This is a genomic window from Paenarthrobacter nicotinovorans, assembly GCF_021919345.1.
In the GTDB taxonomy this organism is placed as follows: Bacteria; Actinomycetota; Actinomycetes; order Actinomycetales; family Micrococcaceae; genus Arthrobacter; species Arthrobacter nicotinovorans.
Genome location: NZ_CP089293.1, coordinates 2,302,826 through 2,327,166, shown reverse-complemented (window position 1 = coordinate 2,327,166; position 24,341 = coordinate 2,302,826). Strand labels below are relative to the sequence as shown.

Genomic DNA, 24,341 nt, shown 5'->3' with positions numbered 1-24,341 from the left:
GGTGTCCGCCCGTACTAACGATGACGTCTACCCCCGGGGTATCAAGCTGGGGGTAGACGTCGGTACCGTCAGGGTCGGCCTTGCCCAGTGCGATCCTGACGGCATTCTCGCCACGCCGTTCAAGACGGTAGGGCGCGATGCCAAAAAGAACTCCGATGTCCGTTTGGTGGTCAAACACGCCGCTGAGCTGCCTGCGGTGCAAATATTTGTCGGCCTTCCCCGCACCATGAAGGGGGAGGAGCGGGGCTCCGCGGCCATGGCTGCCGAGTACGCATTGCTCCTTGTGGAAGAGCTGGCCCGCGCCGGTCTGGACATTCCCGTGAACCTCGTCGATGAGCGGCTTTCCACTGTTACGGCACACCGCAACCTGCACGAAGCTGGCATGAGCAGCAGGAATCACCGTAAAGTGGTTGATCAGGTTGCTGCTGCTGGAATACTCCAGCACGCGATCGACATGCAAAAAGCCAGAGGAACGGACATCGGCCGCCGAGTGCAGGCACCGGCGGAGTCCGAAAAGCCCAGCAGTGCCCCAACGCTGCAGGCTGCCTCAGGCAGTGAACCCGATACTTCAACGAGGGGACTGCAACTGTGAGCCCGGTCAACAACGACCCCTCCAGCGGTACCGCCGGCGGCGGCATGCCGCTGACCCGCAAAGAGCTGCGGGCGCGGGAACGATTCCTCGCCACGCAGAACCACAACGTCGTACCCGTTCCCGAAGCGACCCCCGGCGAAGATTCCTTGTCGGTCGAAACAGAGGCGGAACTTCCACGTCCCGTTCCTGCTGTTCCAGCTCCACGCGTCCCCGAAGCGCCGCCGGCATCTGCAGCCCCGCCTGCCGCCAACCCTCCGGCTCCAGCCGCCCCGCCGGTACCCGCCCAGAAGCCGGTAGCCGAGCTTCAGAATGAGCGCGGGAATGTCGAGCATGATGACGTGGTGCACGCGCCGGTCACCCCCGAAGCAGCCCCTGCGCCCCAAGAACACGCACCGGACCACGAGCCTGCGCCGGACCACGAGCCTGCGCCGGACCATGAGCCTGGGTCGATCGACCATGACGGGTTCGACCACCCCCATGCCGGGCATGGTGAAGGGGAACTGGTCCACGCTGAGCATTCCGCGTCACCCCTCGAAGCCCATGAGTACGCCGAGCATGACGCGCACTACGGCGTAGCAGCCCATGATGGCTTTCACGACGGGCTTCACCCGGATGAGCTCCATCACGATGAACTCCATCACGACGAGCTCCACCACGATGAACTCCACCACGACGATCATCCCCACGAACTGTTGGCGCCTGCAGTGACCACAGCGGCGGCCAAAGCCGCCGCGAAGAAGGCGCGCCGCCGTCGTCGTGTCCTTGCCCTCCTCCTGACGCTGGGAGTGTTCGTCGCTGCCATCGCCGTTGGCGCGCAGTTCCTGAAGCCGTTGCTGGGAATGGACAAGGTTACCGACTACCCGGGACCCGGCACGGGTTCCGTCGTCGTCACGGTGCCCCAAGGCTCTGGACCCAAAGCTGTAGCCAACGACCTCGTGCAGAAACATGTTGTGGCGGACGCCGATTCGTTCGTCAAGGAGTTCGCGAGCCAGGGCGGCGAGTTGTCGCCCGGTGACTTTACGTTCCGGACCGAGATGAAGAACTCGGACGCCGTTGCGGTCCTGGTGAACAAGGACACGTCCAAGGTCATGTACTTCGCGTTGAGCGCTGGATTGCGTATCACCGAGTCCCTGGAAGCCATTTCCAAGGGCTCAGGCATTCCGATGGAGCAGCTCAACGCCCTCAACCAGGCTCCTGGACAGTTCGGCGTTCCGGCCAAGGCCAAGAACCTCGAAGGCTTCCTGGCACCGGGGGAGTATCGCTTTGAACTCGGCACTTCCGCCAAGGACATCATCCAAAAGCTTGTCACCACCACCTTGGATGAACTCAAAGCCCAGGGAATCACCGATCCCGCCAAGCAGTACGACACCGTGACCATCGCCAGCATCGTGCAGGCGGAGGGCGGACAGGCGGACTACGGAAACGTCGCGGGCGCCATCTACAACAGGCTCAAGCCCAACAACGTCGAAACCAGCGGGCTCATCCAATCCGACGCCACGGTAACCTACGGGCTGGGCAGGAAGTCCTTCCATGTCACGGAAGAAGAAAAGGCTGACAAGTCCAACCCGTACAACACGTACGCAAATGTGGGTCTGCCGGTGGGTCCCATCGGTTCTCCGGGCAAGACCGCGATCGATGCCGCGGCCAAGCCGACGCCCAACGACTACATGTACTGGGTAACGATCAACCTGGATACCAAGGAGACCAAGTTCTCCAAGACGCTGGCTGAGCACAACACCTATGTTGAGCAATACAACGCATGGTGCCAGGCCAACGCGGGACGGTGTGTGTGAGTCGTCGGGCTGCGGTCCTTGGCCATCCGATCTCCCACTCGAAGTCTCCGGCGCTGCATACTGCTGCCTACGCCAAGCTGGGTGTGGACATCGGGTACTCTGCCATCGATGTCACCGTTGCCGGCCTTCCGGCCTTCATGGAATCGCTCCGTGCAGAAGACTCCTGGTGTGGCCTGTCCGTAACCATGCCGCTGAAGTCGGCCATGGTCCGTGAAGTCGATGAGGTCCGGGGCGCCGGCGCCCTGTTGGGCGTCATCAACACAGTCGTTTTCGAGTACGACGGCGGCGCGGTGCGTCGGGCGGGATACAACACCGACGTTGCGGGCATTGTGGAGTCGGTCAGGTATGCCGGCGTTGCCACCACCCCGCACGCCGCCATCCTCGGTGGTGGCGGTACTTCCGCTGCTGCGGTCGCCGCCGTCCATGAACTTGGCGCGGACCACGTGGACGTCTTCGTCCGCGACGCCGGTCGTGCCGGTGACGCCGAAGCCGCCGCGGCCGCCGTCGGGATCTCCCTCTCCGTCAGGCCGCTGACGGAGGCCGCCACGGCTGTAGCGGGCACGGACCTGGTGATATCGACCTTCCCGCCCCGCGCCGCTGACGATTTGGCAGAGGAACTGGCGGCACTGCCGGGAACCGGGGCCGGTGTCCTGCTGGATGTCGCCTACGATCCTTGGCCAAGCCGCATTGCGGAAACCTGGCGCGGCCACGGGGGAGCGGTAGTCCCGGGGCTGGAGATGCTGATGTACCAGGCGGCAGAGCAGATACGGCTCTTCAGCGGCTGTGACGTTGATACCGCCGTCATAGATGTGATGTGCGACTCAGTCGGGCTTCCCCGGCGGGTGTTCTAGAGGCCCTACATGGCAGGATTGGTTATATGTTGCGTTGGTTGACTGCCGGTGAATCCCACGGTCCGGCTCTGATCGGAATTGTTGAAGGCGTGCCTGCCGGTGTTGAACTCACCAGCGGGCAAATTCGTGACGCGCTGGCGCGTCGCCGCCTCGGCTACGGACGTGGCGCCCGCATGAAGTTTGAACAGGACGAGGTCACCATCATGGGTGGCGTCCGGCACGGGCTCACCCAGGGTGGGCCGGTAGCCATCCAGGTTGGAAACACCGAATGGCCCAAGTGGGAGCAGATCATGTCTGCCGATCCGGTGGACCCGGAGGTCCTCGCCGACCAGGCCCGTAACGCCCCTTTGACCCGTCCCCGCCCCGGGCACGCGGACTTCACGGGTATGCAGAAGTACGGCTTCGACGAAGCCCGTCCGGTGCTTGAACGCGCCAGTGCACGGGAGACTGCCACCCGCGTTGCCCTCGGCACCGTCGCTGCGCAGTTCCTGAAGCAGCTGGGCGTGGAACTGGTGAGCCACACTGTGTCCATTGCCAGCGTCACCGTTCCTGAAGGCAAGCCGTTGCCCGGACCCCGGGACGTGCTGGCCCTCGACGCCGACCCCCTTCGTTGTTTTGACCGCGAGACATCCAACGCGATGGTCGCCGAGGTGGATGCAGCCCACAAGGAAGGCGAAACCCTCGGTGGCGTGGTTGAAGTACTTGCGTACGGCCTGCCGCCCGGACTGGGCAGCTACGTCCACTGGGACCGCCGTCTTGACTCGCGGCTTGCTGCTGCGCTTATGGGCATCCAGGCCATCAAGGGCGTTGAAGTCGGCGACGGGTTCCTTACGGCTGCCCGCCGCGGCTCGGCAGCCCACGATGAAATCGTCAAGGACGACGACGGCCGGATTGTCCGCCAGACCAACCGTGCCGGTGGCATCGAAGGCGGCATGAGTATCGGGGAAGTGCTGCGTGTTCGTGCAGCCATGAAACCGATCGCTACTGTTCCGCGCGCACTGCGCACCATTGACGTGAGCACGGGCGAGCCTGCCAAGGCGCACCACCAGCGTTCCGATGTTTGTGCTGTTCCCGCCGCCGGTGTCGTTGCCGAAGCCATGGTTGCCCTGGTTCTCGCGGAGGCTGTTGCCGAGAAGTTCGGTGGCGATTCCGTGGCGGAGACCCAGCGGAACCTGCAAAGCTATCTTGACAGCATTCCGGCCACCTTGGACTCGGTCGGCCGGTAGTGGTCCGCTTTGTCCTGGATGGCTGCTCCGCCCGTTCCGTTGTTTTGGTGGGGCCCATGGCTGTTGGCAAGTCGGCCATAGGCCAGCAGTTGGCCCAGCAGCTTGGTCTTCCGTTCGTGGACACCGACGCAGTGGTGGTTGCTGCCCATGGGAGCATTGCGGACATCTTCGCAGGACGCGGCGAGCACGCCTTCCGGGAAATCGAAGCCAGGGCAGTGGCGAAATCGATCGAGTCCGCCAAAGCACAGCCAGCGATCATTTCCCTGGGCGGCGGAGCAGTCCTTGATTCCGGAACCCAGCAACTGCTGGGGGAGTGCACCGTGGTTTACCTGGAATGCGACGCGGAAACCGTGGCGGACCGGATCGCGCGAAACACGGGAAGGCCCTTGCTGCAGGGGGACGCAATGGCCCGGTGGGAAGCACTCTTTGCCACCAGGCGTCCCGTCTACGAACGGCTCGCAGACATCGTCATGGATGTGCGTTCAGGATCCGTGGCGGAAATCGGCCTCCATTTGGAGGAACGGCTGCGCCAGCATGCAGCCTTGAAAGAGGAAGTTGAAAAGTGAGCAACGGAGCAACTGTCATCAAGGTGACCGGCCAGTCAGTCAACGAAAACTACGACGTCGTGGTGGGCCGTGGCCTGTTGCAGACCCTTCCCGAAAAACTCGGTGAACGCGTCCGACGGGTCCTGGTCATCCACCCGCGGGCCCTTCGGCTGACGGGCGACACCGTTCGCGACGAGCTGGAGAGCGCCGGATTCACCGCGCTTACGGCCGAAATCCCGGACGCGGAGGAAGGCAAGCACATCCAGGTTGCCGCGTTCTGCTGGCAAGTGCTGGGCCAGAATGACTTCACCCGTTCGGACGCCATTGTGGCTGTCGGCGGCGGCGCTGTCACCGATCTCGCGGGCTTCGTGGCAGCCACCTGGCTGCGCGGTGTCAAGGTCATCCACATGCCCACGAGCCTCCTGGGAATGGTGGACGCCTCGGTTGGAGGCAAGACGGGCATCAACACCGCCGAGGGCAAGAACCTCGTGGGGTCATTCCACCCGCCGGCTGCCGTCCTGGCCGATCTGGATACTCTTCAGACTTTGCCGAAGAACGAGCTCATCTCCGGCATGGCGGAAGTCATCAAATGCGGATTCATCGCCGATCCCGCGATCCTCGAACTGATCGAGAAGAACACGGACGCCGTGATGGATCCCGGTTCCGATGTCGTCCACGAACTCATTGAACGCGCCATCGCTGTCAAGGCCAATGTCGTATCCCAGGACCTCAAGGAATCCGGCCTGCGCGAAATCCTGAACTACGGCCACACCCTTGGCCATGCCATCGAACTGGTGGAGCGGTATTCCTGGCGCCACGGTGCTGCCGTTGCCGTGGGCATGATGTTCGCTGCCGAGTTGTCCCGAAGTGTCGGCCGTCTGTCGGATGCCGATGCCGACCGGCACCGCACCATCCTCGAAAGCCTTGGCCTGCCCATTACCTACCGAAGGGACCGCTGGCAGGGTTTGCTGGACGGTATGCGCCGGGATAAAAAGTCCCGTGGTGACCTCCTCCGCTTTGTCGTCCTCGACGGAGTGGCCAAGCCCGGCATCCTGGATGTCCCCGATACTTCCCTTCTCTTTGCTGCCTATCAGGAGATCGCATCATGACGATTGCCTTGCGCGAAGGGGTCAGTGACTGGCCAACAGCCGGGTTCCCCGGTGTCCGGATGAACCCGGACACACTCCTGCCCGTGGTGGTCAATGAGGAAGTCATGGAGACTGCTCTCGCGGCTTCGGATGATCCCGCGGACCGGATCATGGCCCTCCTGCTTGAAAACCAGCCAAAAGAGGCAGCTGAACTTCTGGCAGAGGCCCGCTATAAGGATCCTGAGTCCTTCCGGCTCAGGATCTTTGAGGCCGAAGTCCACCGTGCCACCAACCGCCATGACCGTGCCGTCCAACTGTTCCGCCACCTGCTGCACGAGGTCCAGGGAACGTCCAAGGAAGCAGTAGTACGCCAGTATCTTGGCCGCGCCTACTTCGTGGGCGGCAACGCGTTGGCCGCAGCCGAGGAGTTCTCCAGGGCACTTGACCTGAGGGTGGCCATGGCCGCCGATGCGGCACTGATCTACTCGTCCGCTGTGGCCCTGCAACGGGCCCGGGATGTCCTGGAAGTTGCTTCCTGAGAGCTGCCTGTAACGCTGCCCGCAAGGTCATGCCGCATTTGCCGGTAGAATGGTTTTTGGATTTTTGATAAATACGCGCTGGCGCGCCGAAAGGCACGCCTGCTTGGCATAGATAGCTGGCAGCTAGAACCAGTGCGATTAACCAGAGGATACGAGTGGCAACCACAAACGACATCAAGAACGGGACCGTACTGAAGCTCGAGGGCCAACTCTGGAACATCATCGAGTTCCAGCACGTCAAGCCGGGCAAGGGCGGTGCCTTTGTCCGCACCAAAATGCGCAACGTCATGTCCGGCAAGGTGGTCGACAAGACCTTCAACGCCGGCCTGAAGATCGAAACCGCAACGGTTGACCGCCGCGACTACCAGTACCTGTACCAGGATGGCGAAGACTTCGTCTTCATGGACACCCAGGACTACGACCAGATCACCGTTTCCGGTGCAACAGTCGGCGACGCCACCAACTTCATGCTCGAGAACCAGATGGTGAACATCGCCATCCACGAAGGCACTCCGCTGTACATCGAGCTGCCCCCGAGTGTCGTTCTCGAAATCACCTACACCGAGCCCGGCCTGCAGGGCGACCGCTCCTCCGCCGGAACCAAGCCGGCTACGGTGGAAACCGGCTACGAGATCCAGGTGCCGCTGTTCGTTGAGCAGGGAACCAAGGTCAAGGTCGACACCCGCGATGGCAGCTACCTGGGCCGGGTCAACGACTAGTGAGCGCACGCGGTAAAGCCCGTAGCAGGGCCTTGGAAGTACTTTTCGAAGCGGAGCAGCGCTCAGTTTCGGCTTTCGATGCAATGACAGCGCGTCGGGAGAAGACAGACCTCGTCATCAACCCCTACACGGTGGAAATAGTGGAGGGTGTTGTCTCCATGCAGGCAACCATTGATGAGTTCCTGGAGACCTACGCACAAGGCTGGACCTTGGAGCGCATGCCCTCCGTTGACCGCATCATTCTTCGTATCGGTGCGTGGGAACTTCTCTACAATGATGAAGTTCCGGACGGAGTGGCCGTAAGCGAAGCCGTGGCCCTCGCCAAGACGATGTCCACTGATGAGTCCCCGGCCTTCATCAATGGCTTGCTGGGCCGTCTGCAGAAGCTCAAGCCGTCGCTGCTGGCCTAGCCGGTAGGACAGTATTCGAAAATGGACCCTCCTCCCCGGAAAACCGGAGAGGAGGGTCCATTTTTTCGGGCAAGTACCGGAACTGCCCCGGGACCTACTGGAGGACAGCGGCCCTCAGTGCGGGGATGAGCCGGAGGTGTTCGATTTCGTCGTGTTGGTGCACGGGGACGTCGCGGCCACTGAGTATCCGTTGGCGTGTGAAAGCCAACGCGGTTGCCCCCTTGATGAATGCCCTCATCTGCCCGCCCCGGCCCCTCGATGCAGCCCAGCGAAGTGCCTGGCGCCTGCCCCGGGAGGTAGCCAGCATCTCCACCTCTGCCGGCGTGAACCAGCCGGCGCGGGCGTATTCCAGAAGCCGTTGACGGGTCAGCTTTCCCTCGGCGACGCGAAGCAGGATCACGCCGACGACGGCAACCAGGAAGATTGGTACCTGCACTGCGAAGTACTCCACCAGGAAGTTCTGCCCCATGCTGTTCCAGCGGTTGTGCAGGAACATTGCCGGCAGCAGGCCGATGAAGAAGGCCAGGACCGCATATCCTGAGTGCCATTTCCTGGCAGCGAATCCCATGATCAAACCGGTCGTGCCCGTGAATACTGCGTGGGCAAAGGGAGACATGACGCCACGAAGGATGAAAATGCGTACCAAATCGGTCCCGGGATCAGTGGAAGAGGCGATTTCACGCCCGAAGTAGAGGATGTTCTCAGTGAAAGCGAACCCCGCCGCAATGGTGAACGCGAACACCACGCCATCCACGGGACCGTCGAAGTACTTGCGGGCTGCCAGGATCAGGACCAGAAGTCCCAGTGACTTCGTGAATTCCTCCACGATCGGGGCCTGGACCGTCGCCATGAAATAGGCGAAGGCCTCTTCGCTCCCGGTGGGAGCGGCAAGCGCGAAAAGCGGTTGGATCAACAGCGTACCGGCTATGGAAACGGCCGCACCCCACGTAAAGGCGAACCAGAGCAGCCGCGGCGGTTCGGGCTCCCACCGGTCTATGACGCGCACCGTCAACAGGACGATGGACAGTGGGATCAATGAGACCAGGAAGCCGACGATGAACCCTGCGATCCCCGTATTTCCCAAGAGGAACGGCACCACCAACAGAAGACTACCCAGGACCAGGACGGTGCCGACGATCAGCAAGGGAAGGGTGCCCCAGCTCCGGCGTGCAGGCCGTGCCGGTGGCGTGGCCCAGTTTTGCTGTGGCAGGGACGCCGGGTTTCCCGGGGCTGCCTGGTAGTTTCGCGGCTGAACGCGACCGATCCACGTGGGGTTGGCACCTGGCTCCAGGTAAGGCCTTGGATAAGGATGTCCGCCGTGCTGACCGGGCTGGTTCATGCTCATGGGAAAGAGCCTATTCCACGCTCGGAAATGTGAGCTTAAACTCACCCACCTGCCAAGGACCCGCGCGGTCGTCCCATGGCCGCTGTGATACTTTTGGAGAGCAAATATTCCTTTTTTAATTCCGTCCCGTGAGGCGGGGAAAGGGGAGACGAGCGATGACTGAAGTCACTTCTGCGCACGTGCCGTCGCGGGTTGTCCTCAACCAGGCGGATATCGATCGTGCGCTTACTCGTATCGCCCACGAGATCCTCGAAGCCAACAAAGGCTCGCAGGACCTGGTTCTGTTGGGCATTCCCAGCCGCGGTTATCCGCTGGCCGTGCGGCTCGCCAATAAGATCGCCGCAGCCGACCCCACGGTTAACGCCGGGGCCATTGTCGGCCAGCTGGACGTCACCATGTTCCGTGACGACCTCTCCCACCAGCCCACCCGGCCTCCGCACCACACCCGGCTTCCGCTGTCCGGCATCGACAACAAGGTTGTTGTGCTCATTGACGACGTCCTCTACTCGGGACGCACCATCCGTGCAGCCCTGGACGCCCTTGTCGATCTCGGCCGTCCACGCATCGTCCGCCTTGCGGTCCTGGTGGACAGGGGCCACCGCGAACTTCCCATCCGCGCCGACCACGTGGGTAAGAACCTGCCGACCTCCTCTGCGGAAAAAGTCCGGGTACACCTCGAGGAAACTGATTCCGTAGATGGCACACCCGTCAACGAGGTAGTAATCGAGGCGGGCAAGTGAAGCACCTTCTTTCCACGGAAAACCTGGTCGCATCCGACGCCATCCGCATCCTGGACACCGCGGAAGAGATGTCCGCAGTGGGGGACCGCGAGGTCAAGAAGCTCCCCGCGCTCCGGGGCCGCACCGTAGTGAACCTATTCTTCGAGGACTCCACGCGAACCCGGATCTCCTTTGAAGCGGCGGCCAAGCGCTTGTCCGCCGATGTCATCAACTTCGCAGCCAAGGGATCCTCCGTATCCAAGGGCGAGTCCCTCAAGGACACCGCGCAGACCCTCGCGGCCATGGGCGCGGACGCCGTCGTCATCCGCCACTGGGCTTCGGGCGCGCCGCACCGCCTGGCCGCTACGGACTGGATCGATGCCGCGGTAATCAACGCCGGCGACGGTACTCACGAGCACCCGACGCAGGCACTTTTGGACGCCTTCACCATGCGCAGGCACTGGTCGAAGCTCAACGGAGTCGCATCGACGGGAGCGGACCTGGCAGGCATGCGGGTCGCCATTGCGGGGGACGTGCTGCACTCGCGCGTGGCCCGCTCCAACGTCTGGCTGCTGAAGACCCTGGGTGCCGAGGTCACCTTGGTTGCGCCACCCACCCTGCTGCCCATCGGCGTCGAGCACTGGCCCTGCAAGGTCAGCTACAACCTGGACGAAACGCTCGAGTCCGGTATTGACGCCATGATGATGCTGCGCGTCCAGGGTGAGCGGATGAACGCCTCGTTCTTCCCGTCCACCCGTGAATATTCGCGCCGCTGGGGCTTCGACGACGCCCGCCTCCGCGCTTTGGATGACCTGGGCATGAAGGACACCATCATCATGCACCCCGGCCCCATGAACCGTGGCCTGGAGATTTCATCCGCCGCCGCCGACTCGCCCCGTTCCACTGTGCTTGCGCAGGTACGAAACGGCGTTTCGGTCCGCATGGCGGCCCTGTACCTGCTGCTGTCCGGGGATACCCGCGAAGCAGCCCCACTGAACATTGTCACACCGGCTTTCGCAAGCCCGTCCAGCAAGGAGAGCAACTGATGGCCGAGAACACTTACTTGATCCGCGGGGCCGCCGTCCTCGGTGGCGAGGCCCAGGACCTGCTGATCCGCGACGGCGTAATTGCCGCCCGGGGTGCGGACCTTTCCGATGAGGGCGCCACCGTGATCGACGGCAAGGGCCTGGTGGCCCTGCCGGGCATGGTGGACGTCCACACGCACCTGCGTGAACCCGGTCGCGAGGACGCCGAAACAGTGGAGACCGGCACCCGGGCTGCTGCCCTCGGTGGCTTTACGGCCGTCCACGCCATGGCCAACAGCAACCCCGTGGCTGACACCGCCGGTGTCGTCGAGCAGGTCCACAGCCTGGGCCGTGCGTCCGGCTGGGTCGATGTGCGTCCCGTCGGCGCAGTCACCGTGGGTTTGGCCGGCGAGCAGCTCGCCGAGCTTGGCGCCATGGCCGACTCCCGCGCGCAGGTGCGGATGTTCTCCGACGACGGCATCTGCGTTCACGACCCGGTACTCATGCGCCGCGCACTTGAGTACGTCAAAGCGTTCGACGGCGTCGTGGCCCAGCACGCGCAGGAACCCCGCCTTACCGCCGGGGCACAGATGAACGAGGGCACAGTCTCCGCAGTCCTGGGACTGACCGGCTGGCCTGCCGTTGCCGAGGAAAGCATCATTGCCCGTGACGTCCTGCTTACCCAGCACGTCGGGTCCCGGCTGCATGTGTGCCACGTTTCCACTGCCGGGTCTGTTGAGATCGTGCGCTGGGCGAAGACCCGTGGCATCAACGTCACCGCCGAAGTGACCCCGCACCACTTGCTCCTGACGGACGAATTGGTCCGCAGCTACGACCCGGTCTACAAGGTCAACCCGCCGCTGCGCACGGACGCCGATGTGCAGGCCCTGCGTGAAGGACTGGCCGACGGCACCATCGACGTCGTCGGAACCGACCACGCCCCGCACCCCAGCGAGCACAAGGAGTGCGAGTGGGCGCAGGCGGCCATGGGCATGACGGGCCTTGAAACCGCGCTCTCGGTGGTTCAGGAAACCATGATCGAAACCGGCCTCATGACCTGGGCCGACTTCGCCAGGGTCACCTCGTTCACCCCCGCCGTCATCGGCCGCGTGGCCGACCAAGGCCGTCCGCTGGAAGTTGGCGAGCCGGCCAACGTCATCCTGGTGGACCCGGCTGCGCGTTGGACGGTCGACCCCCATAAGATGGCAACCATGGGCCGCAATTCACCGTTCAAGGGCAAAGAGCTGCCCGGATCCGTGGTGGCTACCTTCTTCAAGGGCCACCCCACGGTCCTCGACGGCCGGCTCAACACGCCCTACCAGCACCCGGCAGTCAGCAACTGATGAGCAACCAGACATTGACTGTGCTCACCACGGTGCCGCTGATCGTTGCCGTACTGGTGATGATCTGGCTCGGGTGGCGGAACCGGCTGAGGCGACAAGCCGACGTCGAACGTCTGCCTGCGGTGCCGGAACAGCTGACGCCCGCGAGCGTCGTCGCTGATGGCCAGTACGTGACCACCACGACGGCGGGCGACTGGCTCGACCGCATAGCGGCCCAGGGCCTGGGCATCCGGACCAACGCGGAACTGAGCATCCACGCCGAAGGCGTGTTGTTCGACCGCTCCGGTGCCGCCCCCGTCTTCATCCCGCGGCGGTCCCTCGTGGACAGCCGCGAAGCCAACGGCATGGCCGGGAAGTTCGTCGAAAAAGACGGCCTCCTTGTCATCAGCTGGAGGCTTGGCGCCCGGGAACTCGATACCGGATTCCGGTCCCGGCACTCAGCCGACAAGAAGCTCCTCCTTGAAGCCCTCCAGGAATTGATCTCCGCAGCCCCTCAGGCAGATGCCGATAGTGGAAAGTAATAAAGTGACGGAAAGTAACACAGCCACCAAAACCACCCCCTCCGCAGCAGTACTGGTGCTCGAAGACGGCCGCATGTTCCGCGGCCGCAGCTACGGCGCCCAGGGAACCGCACTGGGAGAGGCCGTCTTCGCCACCGGCATGACCGGCTACCAGGAGACCATCACCGACCCCTCGTACGCCCGCCAGTTGGTCGTCCAGACTGCGCCGCACATCGGCAACACCGGGGTTAACAGCGAAGACGCTGAATCCCGCCGCATCTGGGTGGCCGGGTACATTGTCCGTGATGCCGCGCGCCGGCCTTCCAACTGGCGCTCGGAGCGAAGCCTGGACGAGGAACTCGTCGAACAGGGCATCGTGGGCATCCAGGGCGTGGACACCCGTGCCATCACGCGCCACCTCCGCGAGCACAAGACCATGCGGGCCGGTATCTTCTCCGGCGAGGCCGCCCGGGCCACCGACAAGGAATTGTTGGACGCCGTCCTGGCCAGCGCGCCCATGGAGGGCGCAGCCCTTGCCGAGGAAGTCTCCATCGACGAGGCCTACGTGGTCGAACCCAAGGACCACGGCTGGGAAGGCGAACCCCGCTTCTCCATCGCCGCTGTGGACCTCGGCATCAAGGCAATGACTCCCGTGCGTTTCGCCGAGCGCGGCGTGCGCGTGCACGTCCTGCCTGCCACGTCCACGCTTGAGGACGTGAACGCGGTCAAGCCCGATGGCTTCTTCATGTCCAACGGCCCCGGCGACCCCGCCACTGCCGACCACCAGGTTTCCCTGCTGCGTTCGGTGCTGGACGAGAAGCTGCCGTACTTCGGAATCTGCTTCGGCAACCAGATCCTGGGCCGCGCCCTGGGCTTTGGCACGTACAAGCTCCGCTATGGCCACCGCGGCATCAACCAGCCCGTGATGGACCGCCGTACAGGGAAGGTGGAAATCACCTCCCAGAACCACGGCTTCGCAGTGGACGCGCCGCTGAACGGATCCACGGTGGCGCCGGAGGAGCGTTACGGCCGTGTGGAGGTCAGCCACGTCTCGCTGAACGACGACGTCGTCGAAGGCCTTGCCTGCCTCGACATCCCGGCCTTCTCGGTCCAGTACCACCCGGAGGCTGCCGCCGGCCCGCACGACGCCGCGTACCTCTTCGACCGCTTCATCGACCTCATGGCCGATACCAAAGCCGCCGCTCCCGCAAAGAACAACGACTCCAAGACTGAGGACAAGAAGTAATGCCCAAGCGTACAGATCTCAAGAGCGTCCTTGTCATCGGTTCCGGTCCCATCGTCATTGGCCAGGCGGCCGAGTTCGACTACTCCGGCACCCAGGCCCTCCGGGTCCTGAAGGAGGAGGGCCTCCGGGTCATCCTGGTCAACTCGAACCCGGCCACCATCATGACGGACCCCGAGTTCGCCGATGCCACCTACGTTGAACCCATCACCCCTGAGGTGGTGGAGAAGATCATCGCCAAGGAGCGCCCGGACGCCATCCTGCCCACCCTTGGTGGCCAGACGGCCCTGAACACGGCCATCGCCCTGGATAAGAACGGGGTACTGGAGAAGTACAACGTCGAACTCATCGGTGCCAACATCGCCGCCATCGAACTCGGCGAGGACCGCGAGAAGTTCAAGGGCGTCGTGGAGCGTTGCGGCGCCGAGTCGGCACGCAGCCACATCATCCACACCATGGATGAAGCCTTCAAGGCAGCCGAAGACCTGGGCTACCCCATGGTGGTCCGGCCGTCCTTCACCATGGGCGGGCTGGGTTCCGGCCTCGCGTACAACGAGGACGACCTCCGCCGCATCGTCGGCCAGGGCCTCCAGTACAGCCCCACCACCGAGGTCCTGCTTGAGGAGAGCATCCTTGGCTGGAAAGAATACGAACTCGAGATGATGCGCGACAAGAACGACAACGTCGTTGTCGTCTGTTCCATCGAGAACTTCGACCCCGTCGGTGTGCACACCGGCGACTCCATCACGGTTGCTCCTGCCCTGACCCTGACGGACCGCGAGTACCAGAAGCTGCGCGACGTCTCCATCGCGGTTATCCGCGAAGTCGGCGTCGACACCGGTGGCTGCAACATCCAGTTCGCCATCGACCCCGCCACGGGCCGTGTGGTGGTCATCGAAATGAACCCGCGCGTTTCCCGCTCTTCGGCGCTGGCCTCGAAGGCAACCGGTTTTGCCATCGCCAAGATCGCCACGAAGCTCTCCCTGGGATACACCCTGGACGAGATTCCGAACGACATCACCCAGAAGACCCCGGCTTCCTTCGAGCCGACCCTTGACTACGTGGTTGTCAAGGTTCCGCGCTTCGCTTTCGAGAAGTTCCCGGCAGCAGACAACACGCTGACCACCACCATGAAGTCGGTGGGCGAAGCGATGGCCATGGGACGCAACTTCACCGAGGCCCTGCAGAAGGCCCTGCGTTCATTGGAGCAGAAGGGCTCCCAGCTGGACTTCAGCTCGGTCCCGGAATACGAAGTGGCAGAGCTCATCGAGAAGGCCAAGCGGCCTACCACGGAGCGTCTGCACCAGGTACAGCGGGCCCTCCTTGGCGGTGCCACCGTTGAGGACCTTTTCGAAGCCACCAAGATCGACCCCTGGTTCCTGGACCAGCTCCAGCTGCTCAATGAGACTGCCCAGGAAATCCGCAAGGCCGGCGTTCTCACCGAGGAAATGCTGCGCAACGCCAAGCGCCACGGCTTCTCCGACGAGCAGATCGGTGCCTTGACGCACAACAACGAGGCCGTGGTCCGCGGTGTTCGCCAGGCCCTGGGCATCCGCCCGGTCTACAAGACGGTGGACACCTGCGCCGCCGAATTCGCCGCCTACACCCCGTACCACTACTCCTCCTACGATGAGGAGGACGAAGTAGGCCTGCACTCCAAGCCCTCCGTCATCATCCTCGGCTCCGGCCCCAACCGCATCGGCCAGGGCATCGAGTTCGACTACTCCTGCGTCCACGCTTCCATGGCCTTGCGCAAGGCCGGCTACGAGACCGTCATGGTCAACTGCAACCCGGAGACTGTGTCCACGGACTACGACGTTTCCACGCGTCTGTACTTCGAACCGCTGACCCTTGAGGACGTCCTCGAGGTCATCGCTGCGGAGGAGCGCACGGGCGGCGTCATGGGCGTCTTCGTGCAGCTTGGCGGCCAAACCCCCTTGAAGCTGGCACAGCAGCTTGCCGACGCAGGTGTTCCCATCCTGGGCACCTCGCCGGAAGCGATCGACCTCGCCGAACACCGTGGCGCCTTCGCCCGGGTCCTGGACGAGGCCGGCCTGACCTCCCCGAAGAACGGCACCGCCGTTTCCTTCGAGGACGCCAAGAAGATCGCCGACGAAATCGGCTACCCCGTGCTGGTCCGCCCGTCCTACGTGCTGGGCGGCCGCGGCATGGAGATCGTCTACGACGAAGCAAACCTTTCCCGCTACATCGCGAACGCCACCGAGATCACCCCGGATCACCCGGTCTTGATCGACCGCTTCCTTGAAGACGCGGTGGAGATCGATGTCGATGCCCTCTTCGACGGCACCGACATGTACCTCGGCGGCATCATGGAGCACATCGAAGAGGCCGGTATCCACTCCGGTGACTCCGCGTGTGTCCTGCCTCCGATCACCCTTGGCAACAACGTGATCGAGCGCGTCCGGACGGCAACCCGTGCGATCGCCGAAGGCGTGGGCGTACGTGGCCTCATCAACATCCAGTTCGCCCTTGCCTCCGACGTCCTGTACGTCCTGGAAGCAAACCCCCGCGCCTCCCGTACCGTTCCGTTCGTCTCCAAGGCAACGGGCGTGCAGATGGCCAAGGCCGCTGCCTTGATCGGTACCGGCGTCACCATCAACCAGCTCCGCAGCGCGTACAAGATGCTGCCGGAAAGCGGCGACGGCTCAACGCTGCCGCTGGATGCTCCGGTTGCCGTGAAGGAAGCCGTGCTGCCGTTCAGCCGCTTCCGTACGCCGGAAGGCAAGGTCGTCGACTCCTTGCTCGGCCCGGAAATGCGCTCCACCGGTGAAGTCATGGGTATCGACAAGCACTTCGATACCGCCTTCGCCAAGAGCCAGGCAGCAGCCAACAACGCGCTGCCTACCGAAGGCAAGATCTTCGTTTCCGTGGCCAACCGGGACAAGCGTTCGGTGATCATGGGCGTCAAGCGGCTCTCGGACCTTGGCTTCGAGATCGTCTCCACCGGTGGCACCGCCGACGTCCTGCGCCGCAACGGCATCCAGGCGACTCCGGTCCGCAAGGTTGCCGAGGGAAGCAGCGCCGAAGGTGAGGGAACCATCGCGGACCTCGTCATCGCCGGTGAGATCGACATGGTCTTCAACACGCCTTCCGGTGGCGAAGCCCGCAGCGATGGATACGAACTCCGCGCCGCAGCGACCTCCATCGGCATTCCATGCATCACCACCGTTGCTGAGTTCAACGCGGCAGTTCAGGCGATCGAGGCCCTGCGGACCTATGAATGGTCGGTGACCAGCCTGCAGGAGCACGCAGCCAACCTGTCGGCAGCCATGGAAGCCGCACATGCCTGAGACTGCAGCATCACAGCAGGCACAGCAGCCGGTCCGGGAGTCTTTCGGCTCCCGGCTGGCTGCCGCCATGGCCTCCCGCGGTCCGCTGTGCGTCGGGATTGATCCGCACCCGCAGCTCCTGGCGGACTGGGGTTTGAACGACGACGTCGCGGGGCTGGAGCGCTTCTCGCTCTCGGTGGTTGAGGCGGTGGCTTCCCTCGCTGCCGCGGTGAAGCCGCAGGTGGCGCTGTACGAACGCCACGGTTCGGCCGGCATGGCTGTCCTGGAACGAACGCTTGCGGCCTCAGCGGACGCCGGGGTGCTCAGCATTGCTGATGCCAAGCGTGGCGATATCGGTTCCACCATGGCGGCCTATGCGGATGCCTGGCTGCGGGATGGGTCGTCGTTGGCTGCGGATTCGGTGACGTTGAGTCCGTACCTGGGATTTGAGTCGCTGCGTCCCGCCCTGGATCTCGCAGCCCGGAACGGCCGGGGTGTGTTCGTGCTTGCGCTGACATCGAACCCCGAGGGAAAGTCGGTTCAGCACGTCGGAGGCGAACACTCCGTGGCCCGCAGGATCGTGGCCGCAGCCGCTGCGGAGAACCAGCGTTATGAGGGTGCACTGGGATCGGTGGGCCTGGTGGTCGGTGCCACTATCGGCTCGGCCCTGACAGATCTGGGCATCGAGCTTGGCCCGGTCCGCGGAGCTATCCTTGCGCCGGGACTCGGAGCCCAGGGCGCGACGCCTGCCGACCTCCGTGCGACCTTCGCTGACGCGTATCCGCAGGTCCTGGCCACCTCCAGCCGGGGAATCCTGGCAGCAGGTCCGTCCATTCCGGCTTTGCGCGCCGCAGCCGGGGAGACCCTGGCCGGGCTTCGTTCCTAAGGCAACGCGGGGTCACTTTTGGCCCATGATGGGCCTGACTACCGGCCATAAGTGACCCCGCGTTGGTCTAACGCATTGCGCAACTGCGCCCCTGGCGGTAGGTTCGGGATCAGTCGCGTGATCTGCATCACAAACTCGATCTGACAGGGGTTCGGCAGTGGGCCTGAAAGAGCTGACACCGCAAGAGCGTGCCGATGCGTTGGAAAAGGCTGCCAAGGCCCGGGCCGTGCGGGCCGCGGCCAAGGAGCGGCTGAAGCGTGGAGAAGTGAGCATCGCGGAGTTGATCTCCTCAGGCGCCACTGACGAAGCGATCGCGCGCATGCGTGTGGTGGAGTTACTGGAAGCCCTGCCGGGGATTGGTCCCGTCCGGGCGGCCGGGATCATGGCGGATATCGGTATTGCCGGATCCCGGCGTATCAGGGGGTTGGGAATCCACCAGGCCCGGGCGCTGGTAGATTTTATGGATACCCAACAAAGCGTTTGACGCATCTCCCCGAAGGAATCCGTGAGCAAGAATCCTGGACTGACCGTCCTTGCAGGCCCCACTGCCGTTGGCAAAGGAACCGTATCCACGTACATCAGGGATAACTATCCAGAGGTTTGGCTTTCGGTTTCAGCCACCACCAGGGCCGCCCGTCCGGGTGAAAAGGATGGTGTCCATTACTTCTTCAAGTCAGCCGAAGAGTTCGATGCCCTGGTAGCCGACGGCGAACTGCTGGAGTGGGCCGTAGTTCACGGCCAGAACCGCTACGGCACCCTTCGCAGCACTGTCAACGCCGCGATCGCCGAAGGTAAGTCCGTCCTCCTCGAGATCGACCTCCAGGGGGCGCGGCAGGTCAAGGCGGCTGTGCCCGACGCCAACTTCGTCTTCCTGGCCCCGCCCAGCTGGGACGAAATGGTCCGCCGGCTGGTTGGCCGCGGCACGGAAACCGCGGAGGAACAGCAGCGGAGGCTGGAAACCGCTAAACTGGAACTTGCTGCTGAACCGGAGTTTGACCACACCGTCATTAATGACGACGTTCGCCGGGCAGCGGACGAGCTTGTTTCACTCATGGGGCTTACCCCGCACGGGCGCTAAAGCGCCTGTTTGTTGGCCCGCTAGAATTTGGAGAATTCGTGTCCACGAACCTTGAAGGCATCATCAACCCGCCGATCGATTCGCTGCTTGAGGCTGCCGATTCCAAGTACGGCCTGGTGATCTTCGGCGCCAAGCGTGCCCGCCAGATCAACGCTTACTACGCCCAGCTGCACGAGGGCCTGTTCGAGTACGTCGGTCCCTTGGTTGACACCAAGCTGAACGAGAAGTCGCTCTCGATCGCCCTCCGCGAGATCAACGAAGGCCTTCTGGTTTCCACGCCGATCGAGCCCGCAGAATAAAGCAGACTGCCTGTTGACGGAGGTCACGTGCGCATAGTCCTCGGAGTCGGGGGAGGGATTGCAGCCTACAAGGTTGCATCGCTCCTCCGGCTTTTTACTGAAGCCGGCCATCAGGTGACGGTCATTCCCACGGAAGCAGCCACCCGTTTTGTCGGGGTTGCCACGTGGGAGGCCCTCTCCGGCAACCCGGTGAGCAACAGCGTCTTCGACGACGTCGACAAGGTCAACCATGTGCGCCTGGGGCACCAAGCCGACCTGATTGTCATTGCTCCCGCCACCGCCGATCTCCTGGCCCGGGCGGCCACCGGGCAAGCAAACGACCTCCTCACCAACACCCTGCTGATGGCCCATGGCCCGGTACTCTTCGCGCCCGCGATGCACACCGAAATGTGGCAGCACGCGGCGACCCAAGCCAATGTGGAAACGTTGCGCAGCCGGGGAGCAACGGTTCTGGAACCTGCTTCCGGGCGACTCACGGGTGCCGATTCGGGTCCGGGCAGGCTCCCGGAGCCGGACGCCATCTTTGCTGCGGCCATTGCCTTGGCAGAGGCCTCCGGTACGTCGGATAGTGCCCCACCGGCGTCGGCGACGCACGCATCACTCGTGGGCAGGACAGTTACGATTTCCGCCGGTGGAACCAGGGAAGCCCTGGACCCGGTCAGGTTCCTGGGCAACCGTTCCTCGGGCAAGCAGGGCGCTGCCTTGGCCGCCGCTGCCTTGGCCGCCGGCGCCAAAGTCCGTTTCCTGGCCGCGCACATGGATGTAGAGCCGCCGGCCGGCGTCGAGCTTGTCCGCATTGAGTCAGCCCTGGAACTGCGCGAGGCCGCGCTGAAAGCGGCAGTGGATTCCGACGTCGTCATCATGGCTGCGGCGGTTGCGGACTTCCGTCCGGCAGAGGTTTCGGACACGAAAATCAAGAAGGTCGACGGCGAGGACGCACCTGTTGTGCGCCTGGTCCGGAATCCTGACATCCTGCGCGAGCTTGTACAGAGGCGGACCGCTGAAGGCGGCCGGCAGTTGATTGTCGGCTTTGCGGCGGAAACCGGGGACGCGCAGGGCGATGTACTGGAGCATGCGGCAGCCAAACTCAAACGCAAGGGCTGCGACCTCCTCGTTGTCAATCAGGTGGGTGTTGGCCGGGTCTTCGGGCAGGACGACAACTCTGTGGTCATCCTTTCCGGCCACGGCGCTGAGCCGCAGTCCGCTGCCGGGTCCAAGACAGACGTCGCCGCCGCAGTGATTGACCGGGTTGGCGCCGAACTCGCACAGGTCTTCCCGGCCATGTGACTGAGCCCACGCCTGAATTCTTCGCAAAGGGACACACGGCAGATCACGTGATCCCGCAACCCAGTAAGGTGGTCGAGTGACTTTACCGCTGCACCATGAACACCATGGCACCCCGTCCAAGCTCCGCCTCTTCACTTCCGAGTCGGTTACTGAAGGGCACCCGGACAAGATCTGCGACCAGATCAGCGACTCCATTCTTGACGCGTTGCTGGCCGCGGATCCTGAATCCCGCGTGGCCGTTGAGACCATGGCCACAACCGGCTTGGTGCATGTGGCCGGCGAGGTCACCACTGATGCTTACGTCGAAATTCCGCAGATCGTCCGTGAGACCATCCTCGGAATCGGCTATGACTCCTCGGCCAACGGTTTCGACGGCGCCCGCTGTGGCGTTTCGGTCTCGATCGGCCAGCAGTCCAACGACATCGCGGGCGGGGTCTTCAACTCGCTTGAGGCCCGTGAAGGACGCCAGGAGGACGACTACGACCTCCAGGGTGCCGGCGACCAAGGCATCATGTTCGGTTACGCCAGCGATGAAACGGCGTCCTACATGCCGACTCCCATCTGGTTGGCGCACCGCCTTTCGGAGCGTCTGACCGAAGTCCGCAAGAACGGCGAACTTGCCTACCTGCGGCCCGACGGCAAGACCCAGGTGACGGTAGGGTACGACGGCGACCGGCCGGTTTCCGTTGAAACCGTTGTGATCTCCAGCCAGCACGCTGAGGAAGCAAGCCTTGATCAGCTCCGCGCGGACCTCGCAAGCTACGTCATCGAACCCGTGCTGGCAGCGTCAAACCTTGACCTCTCCCGCACGGTCAACATCCTGAACCCTGCAGGCGCTTTCGTCATCGGCGGCCCCGTCGGGGATGCCGGTCTGACCGGGCGCAAGATCATCGTGGACACCTATGGCGGATTCTCCCGCCACGGCGGCGGTGCGTTCTCCGGCAAGGATCCGTCGAAGGTGGACCGTTCTGCTGCCTACGCCATGCGTTGGGTCGCCAAGAACGTCGTGGCTGCCGGTCTCGCCAAGCGCGCCGAGATCCAGATCGCCTACGCCATTGGCCAGGCCCGGCCTGTGGGAACCTACGTTGAGACCTTCGGCACGGAGACTGTGGACCCTGCCCGTATCAGCGAAGCGATCGACGAACTCTTTGATCTCCGTCCCCGCGCCATCATCGATGCCCTGGACCTCAAGCGGCCCATCTACGCCAAGACTGCTGCACACGGCCACTTCGGACGGGAAGAGCCCGACTTCACCTGGGAGCGGCTGGACCGCGTTGCGGACCTGAAGGAATACTTCAACGCCTGATGTGTCCCGCGGACCGCCTCGATGTTGTTTTGTCGGTGGTTCGTGATTGGCTTTAGCCAGAGAGATGCCCGCAGCGGGTCAATCCCGCTGCGGGCATCTCTCGTTGACAGTGAAGCGGTCTTCCGTGTGATGAGTTGGAGGTGACGGGCATGGCAGCACACGATGTCCAGCCATCGTTGCTCCAACCCTCACTGTTGCAGGGTTTCCCCGACCGGATGCCGGCCAATGGACCTCCGCTGGCTGCGTCGAATCCGGTAGCGCGCGTCATCCTGGAGTCATCCCTGCCCCATTTGGACAGGCCCTTTGACTACAGCGTTCCCGCCGAACTCGCTGATGCGGCTTCTCCCGGCGTTCGGGTGAAGGTGAAGTTCAACGGCCAGGAACTCAACGGCTACATCATCGAGCGCCGGGGGTCCTCGGATGCGGCCCACCCGCTCATAGCCTTGCATAAGGTCGTGTCCCCGGTGGCGGTCCTGACCCCAGCCGTCTCCGAGTTGGCGGCCACCGTGGCTGCACGCTACGCAGGTACCCTGAGCGACGTTCTCCGGACGGCTGTGCCTCCCCGTGTGGCCAAGGTGGAGAAGGAACTTTTGGCCGGGGATTTGGACGCCGATGTCGCGGAGCTGAAGCCATTCACGGACGCTCACGCCTGGGCGGTGTACTCCAACGGCAAGTCCTATCTGCAGCACCTCGCCAGTGGCGGTTCGCCCAAGGCTGTCCTGACGGCCCTCCAAGGTTTCGGAGCGGCTGGCTGGGCGGCCCTGGTCGCATCAGCTGTAGCCACAGTCCGCTCCTCCGGACGGGGCGCGGTGGTGGTGGTTCCGGACTACCGCGACCTTGAGCAGTTGGAGTCCGCCCTGGCCAAGGTCCTGCCGTCGTCTGACGTAGCCAGGCTGACCGCGGACGATGGGCAAACGCCCCGTTACCGGAATTTCCTGCGGCTCCTGAGCGGTGCGGCCGGGGTGGCTATCGGCACCCGCTCTGCTGCCTACGCACCGGTCAAGGATCTGGGCTTGGTGGTGTGCTGGGATGACGGCGACGACCTCCACATCGAGCAACGCGCTCCCTACGCCCATTCCCGTGAGGTGTTGTTGCTCCGGGCCGAGCAGGAGGGCGCGGCTTGCCTCATGGCCTCCCACAGCCGCAGCACAGAGTTGCAGCGACTGGTGGAAATGCAGTGGGCGGCGCCGATCGAAGCGCCCCGCACCACAGTCCGCTCTACGGTGCCGCGCGTCCTCAACACCGCTGACAGCTTTGAGCAGGAACGCGACCCCCTGGCCCGGATCGCCCGTTTGCCGGGTGCGGCATGGCGGGCGGCCAAAGAAGGCCTGGAGCGCGGCCCCGTCCTGGTGCAGGTGGCCCGCGCGGGATACGCGCCGTCCTTGGTGTGTGAGACATGCCGTGAGCTGGCCCGCTGCAACGCCTGCCAGGGGCCGTTGGCGGTCTCCAGCAGTTCGGCCATGCCGGCGTGCCGCTGGTGCTCCACACCGGCTCCTCAGTGGCGCTGCACGCACTGCAGCGGAACCAGGCTGCGCCGGGGAGCCGCAGGTGTCATGAGGACCGCGGAGGAGCTGGGCCGGGCGTTCCCCGGCAAGCCGGTGGTCACCTCGTCCGGCGAGAACATCAAAGCCATGGTCCCCGATACTCCTGCCTTGGTGGTGGCCACGGTCGGCGCAGAGCCGGTTGCTCCCGCCGGATATGCCGCAGCCCTGTTGCTCGACGGCAATTCCTTGCTTCGACGGGAAAACCTGCGTGCGGGGGAGGACACCGTTCGCCGCTGGTTCAATGCCGCTTCCCTCGTGAAGCCTTCCGGCCAAGGCGGACTGGTAGTGATCACCGCGGATGACACCGCGGCCACGGGCGCACTTTTGCGCTGGGACGCTGCAGGATATGCCTCCAGGGAGCTCGCGTTGCGCAGAGAGCTCCAGCTACCGCCCGCGGTCCGAGTGGCTTCCGTCACCGGCTCAAGGGCCGACGTCGGGCATTTCTCCGAGGCTTTCGAGGCCAGCGCTCCGCTGGCCTCCGGCGCCAAACTCCGCAGCGCTGGACCGGCCCCGGTGCAATTGTTCACCGGCACGTCCCCCTCTGCGGCCGAAGAAGCCGATGCTGATGTCAGGACGCTGTACTTCATTCCGTATGCCGAAGCCGCAGAAACGACTCGCGCCATGCGTGCTGTCAAAGCCGCGAACGCTGCCAAGCGCACGGCCGGGCCGGTGCAGCTGCGCCTGGACGGGGTCGACGTCCTCTAGGCGCCAAG

General features: G+C 63.9%; 23 protein-coding genes. 22 read left to right on the top strand and 1 reads right to left on the bottom strand.

Translation table 11 applies throughout. From position 1 onward, the window contains the following. The first annotated feature begins 1 nt into the window (after nt 1). From ruvX to nusB, 9 genes are all read left to right on the top strand, one after another. Nucleotides 2–592 carry a Holliday junction resolvase RuvX gene (ruvX, locus tag JMY29_RS10835; protein ID WP_018777742.1) on the top strand — a complete coding sequence of 197 codons (591 nt, stop codon included), beginning with the start codon at nt 2–4 and terminating at the stop codon, nt 590–592. Beyond that, nucleotides 589–2,385, top strand: coding sequence for an endolytic transglycosylase MltG (gene mltG / locus JMY29_RS10830; RefSeq protein ID WP_189075515.1), 1,797 nt, complete (start codon nt 589–591; stop codon nt 2,383–2,385). The genes ruvX and mltG overlap by 4 nt, the downstream gene beginning before the upstream one ends. Then, entirely contained in the window at nt 2,382–3,236 is an 855-nt protein-coding gene (locus JMY29_RS10825; RefSeq protein ID WP_189075516.1) for a shikimate dehydrogenase family protein, read from the top strand. Before mltG ends, JMY29_RS10825 begins: the two co-directional genes overlap by 4 nt. Before the next feature lie 26 nt (nt 3,237–3,262). Then, nucleotides 3,263–4,462, top strand: coding sequence for a chorismate synthase (gene aroC / locus JMY29_RS10820; RefSeq protein WP_018777739.1), 1,200 nt, complete (start codon nt 3,263–3,265; stop codon nt 4,460–4,462). Between the two features lie 56 nt (nt 4,463–4,518). Continuing rightward, nucleotides 4,519–5,028, top strand: a complete 510-nt coding sequence (locus JMY29_RS10815; RefSeq protein ID WP_055976085.1) for a shikimate kinase — start codon at nt 4,519–4,521, stop codon at nt 5,026–5,028. Further along, nucleotides 5,025–6,116, top strand: a complete 1,092-nt coding sequence (gene aroB, locus JMY29_RS10810; protein WP_189075517.1) for a 3-dehydroquinate synthase — start codon at nt 5,025–5,027, stop codon at nt 6,114–6,116. The genes JMY29_RS10815 and aroB overlap by 4 nt, the downstream gene beginning before the upstream one ends. Next, nucleotides 6,113–6,634: a tetratricopeptide repeat protein gene (locus JMY29_RS10805; RefSeq protein ID WP_018777736.1), complete on the top strand. Its 522-nt coding sequence runs from the start codon at nt 6,113–6,115 to the stop codon at nt 6,632–6,634. Before aroB ends, JMY29_RS10805 begins: the two co-directional genes overlap by 4 nt. 155 nt (nt 6,635–6,789) lie before the next feature. After that, nucleotides 6,790–7,353: an elongation factor P gene (efp, locus tag JMY29_RS10800; protein ID WP_011774957.1), complete on the top strand. Its 564-nt coding sequence runs from the start codon at nt 6,790–6,792 to the stop codon at nt 7,351–7,353. Beyond that, nucleotides 7,353–7,763, top strand: coding sequence for a transcription antitermination factor NusB (nusB, locus tag JMY29_RS10795; protein ID WP_018777735.1), 411 nt, complete (start codon nt 7,353–7,355; stop codon nt 7,761–7,763). The genes efp and nusB overlap by 1 nt, the downstream gene beginning before the upstream one ends. A gap of 94 nt (nt 7,764–7,857) precedes the next feature. On the opposite strand, the gene JMY29_RS10790 is transcribed toward nusB, so the two are convergent. Then, the gene (locus tag JMY29_RS10790; RefSeq protein ID WP_189075518.1) at nt 7,858–9,153 is read right to left on the bottom strand and encodes a PrsW family intramembrane metalloprotease; all 1,296 of its coding nucleotides are present in this window, start codon (nt 9,151–9,153) and stop codon (nt 7,858–7,860) included. Between the two features lie 110 nt (nt 9,154–9,263). Between JMY29_RS10790 and pyrR the strand changes: the two genes are divergently transcribed. From pyrR to JMY29_RS10725, 13 genes are all read left to right on the top strand, one after another. Then, a complete protein-coding gene (pyrR, locus tag JMY29_RS10785) occupies nt 9,264–9,848 on the top strand; it encodes a bifunctional pyr operon transcriptional regulator/uracil phosphoribosyltransferase PyrR (RefSeq protein WP_018777733.1) in 585 nt (194 codons plus the stop codon). Further along, on the top strand, nt 9,845–10,873 hold the full coding sequence (locus tag JMY29_RS10780; protein WP_039241674.1) for an aspartate carbamoyltransferase catalytic subunit: 1,029 nt from the start codon (nt 9,845–9,847) through the stop codon (nt 10,871–10,873). The genes pyrR and JMY29_RS10780 overlap by 4 nt, the downstream gene beginning before the upstream one ends. Further along, nucleotides 10,873–12,195: a dihydroorotase gene (locus JMY29_RS10775; RefSeq protein WP_189075519.1), complete on the top strand. Its 1,323-nt coding sequence runs from the start codon at nt 10,873–10,875 to the stop codon at nt 12,193–12,195. Before JMY29_RS10780 ends, JMY29_RS10775 begins: the two co-directional genes overlap by 1 nt. After that, nucleotides 12,195–12,716, top strand: coding sequence for a PH-like domain-containing protein (locus JMY29_RS10770; protein WP_018777730.1), 522 nt, complete (start codon nt 12,195–12,197; stop codon nt 12,714–12,716). Before JMY29_RS10775 ends, JMY29_RS10770 begins: the two co-directional genes overlap by 1 nt. Then, nucleotides 12,697–13,941 (top strand): glutamine-hydrolyzing carbamoyl-phosphate synthase small subunit, encoded by a 1,245-nt coding sequence (gene carA, locus JMY29_RS10765; protein WP_189075520.1) that lies wholly within the window; start codon nt 12,697–12,699, stop codon nt 13,939–13,941. The genes JMY29_RS10770 and carA overlap by 20 nt, the downstream gene beginning before the upstream one ends. After that, nucleotides 13,941–17,249, top strand: coding sequence for a carbamoyl-phosphate synthase large subunit (carB, locus tag JMY29_RS10760; protein ID WP_018777728.1), 3,309 nt, complete (start codon nt 13,941–13,943; stop codon nt 17,247–17,249). Before carA ends, carB begins: the two co-directional genes overlap by 1 nt. Next, nucleotides 17,242–18,114 (top strand): orotidine-5'-phosphate decarboxylase, encoded by an 873-nt coding sequence (gene pyrF, locus JMY29_RS10755; RefSeq protein ID WP_055975933.1) that lies wholly within the window; start codon nt 17,242–17,244, stop codon nt 18,112–18,114. The genes carB and pyrF overlap by 8 nt, the downstream gene beginning before the upstream one ends. A gap of 157 nt (nt 18,115–18,271) precedes the next feature. Further along, a complete protein-coding gene (gene mihF / locus JMY29_RS10750) occupies nt 18,272–18,598 on the top strand; it encodes an integration host factor, actinobacterial type (protein WP_039241672.1) in 327 nt (108 codons plus the stop codon). Nucleotides 18,599–18,619: 21 nt separating this feature from the next. After that, nucleotides 18,620–19,192 (top strand): guanylate kinase, encoded by a 573-nt coding sequence (gmk, locus tag JMY29_RS10745; protein ID WP_018777725.1) that lies wholly within the window; start codon nt 18,620–18,622, stop codon nt 19,190–19,192. Nucleotides 19,193–19,230: 38 nt separating this feature from the next. Next, entirely contained in the window at nt 19,231–19,491 is a 261-nt protein-coding gene (gene rpoZ / locus JMY29_RS10740) for a DNA-directed RNA polymerase subunit omega (protein ID WP_017197559.1), read from the top strand. A gap of 27 nt (nt 19,492–19,518) precedes the next feature. Next, nucleotides 19,519–20,778, top strand: coding sequence for a bifunctional phosphopantothenoylcysteine decarboxylase/phosphopantothenate--cysteine ligase CoaBC (gene coaBC / locus JMY29_RS10735; protein WP_189075521.1), 1,260 nt, complete (start codon nt 19,519–19,521; stop codon nt 20,776–20,778). Nucleotides 20,779–20,854: 76 nt separating this feature from the next. After that, nucleotides 20,855–22,084, top strand: coding sequence for a methionine adenosyltransferase (gene metK, locus JMY29_RS10730; protein WP_189075522.1), 1,230 nt, complete (start codon nt 20,855–20,857; stop codon nt 22,082–22,084). A 149-nt stretch (nt 22,085–22,233) separates the two neighbouring features. After that, nucleotides 22,234–24,333: a primosomal protein N' gene (locus tag JMY29_RS10725; protein ID WP_189075523.1), complete on the top strand. Its 2,100-nt coding sequence runs from the start codon at nt 22,234–22,236 to the stop codon at nt 24,331–24,333. The last annotated feature ends 8 nt before the right edge of the window (nt 24,334–24,341 follow it).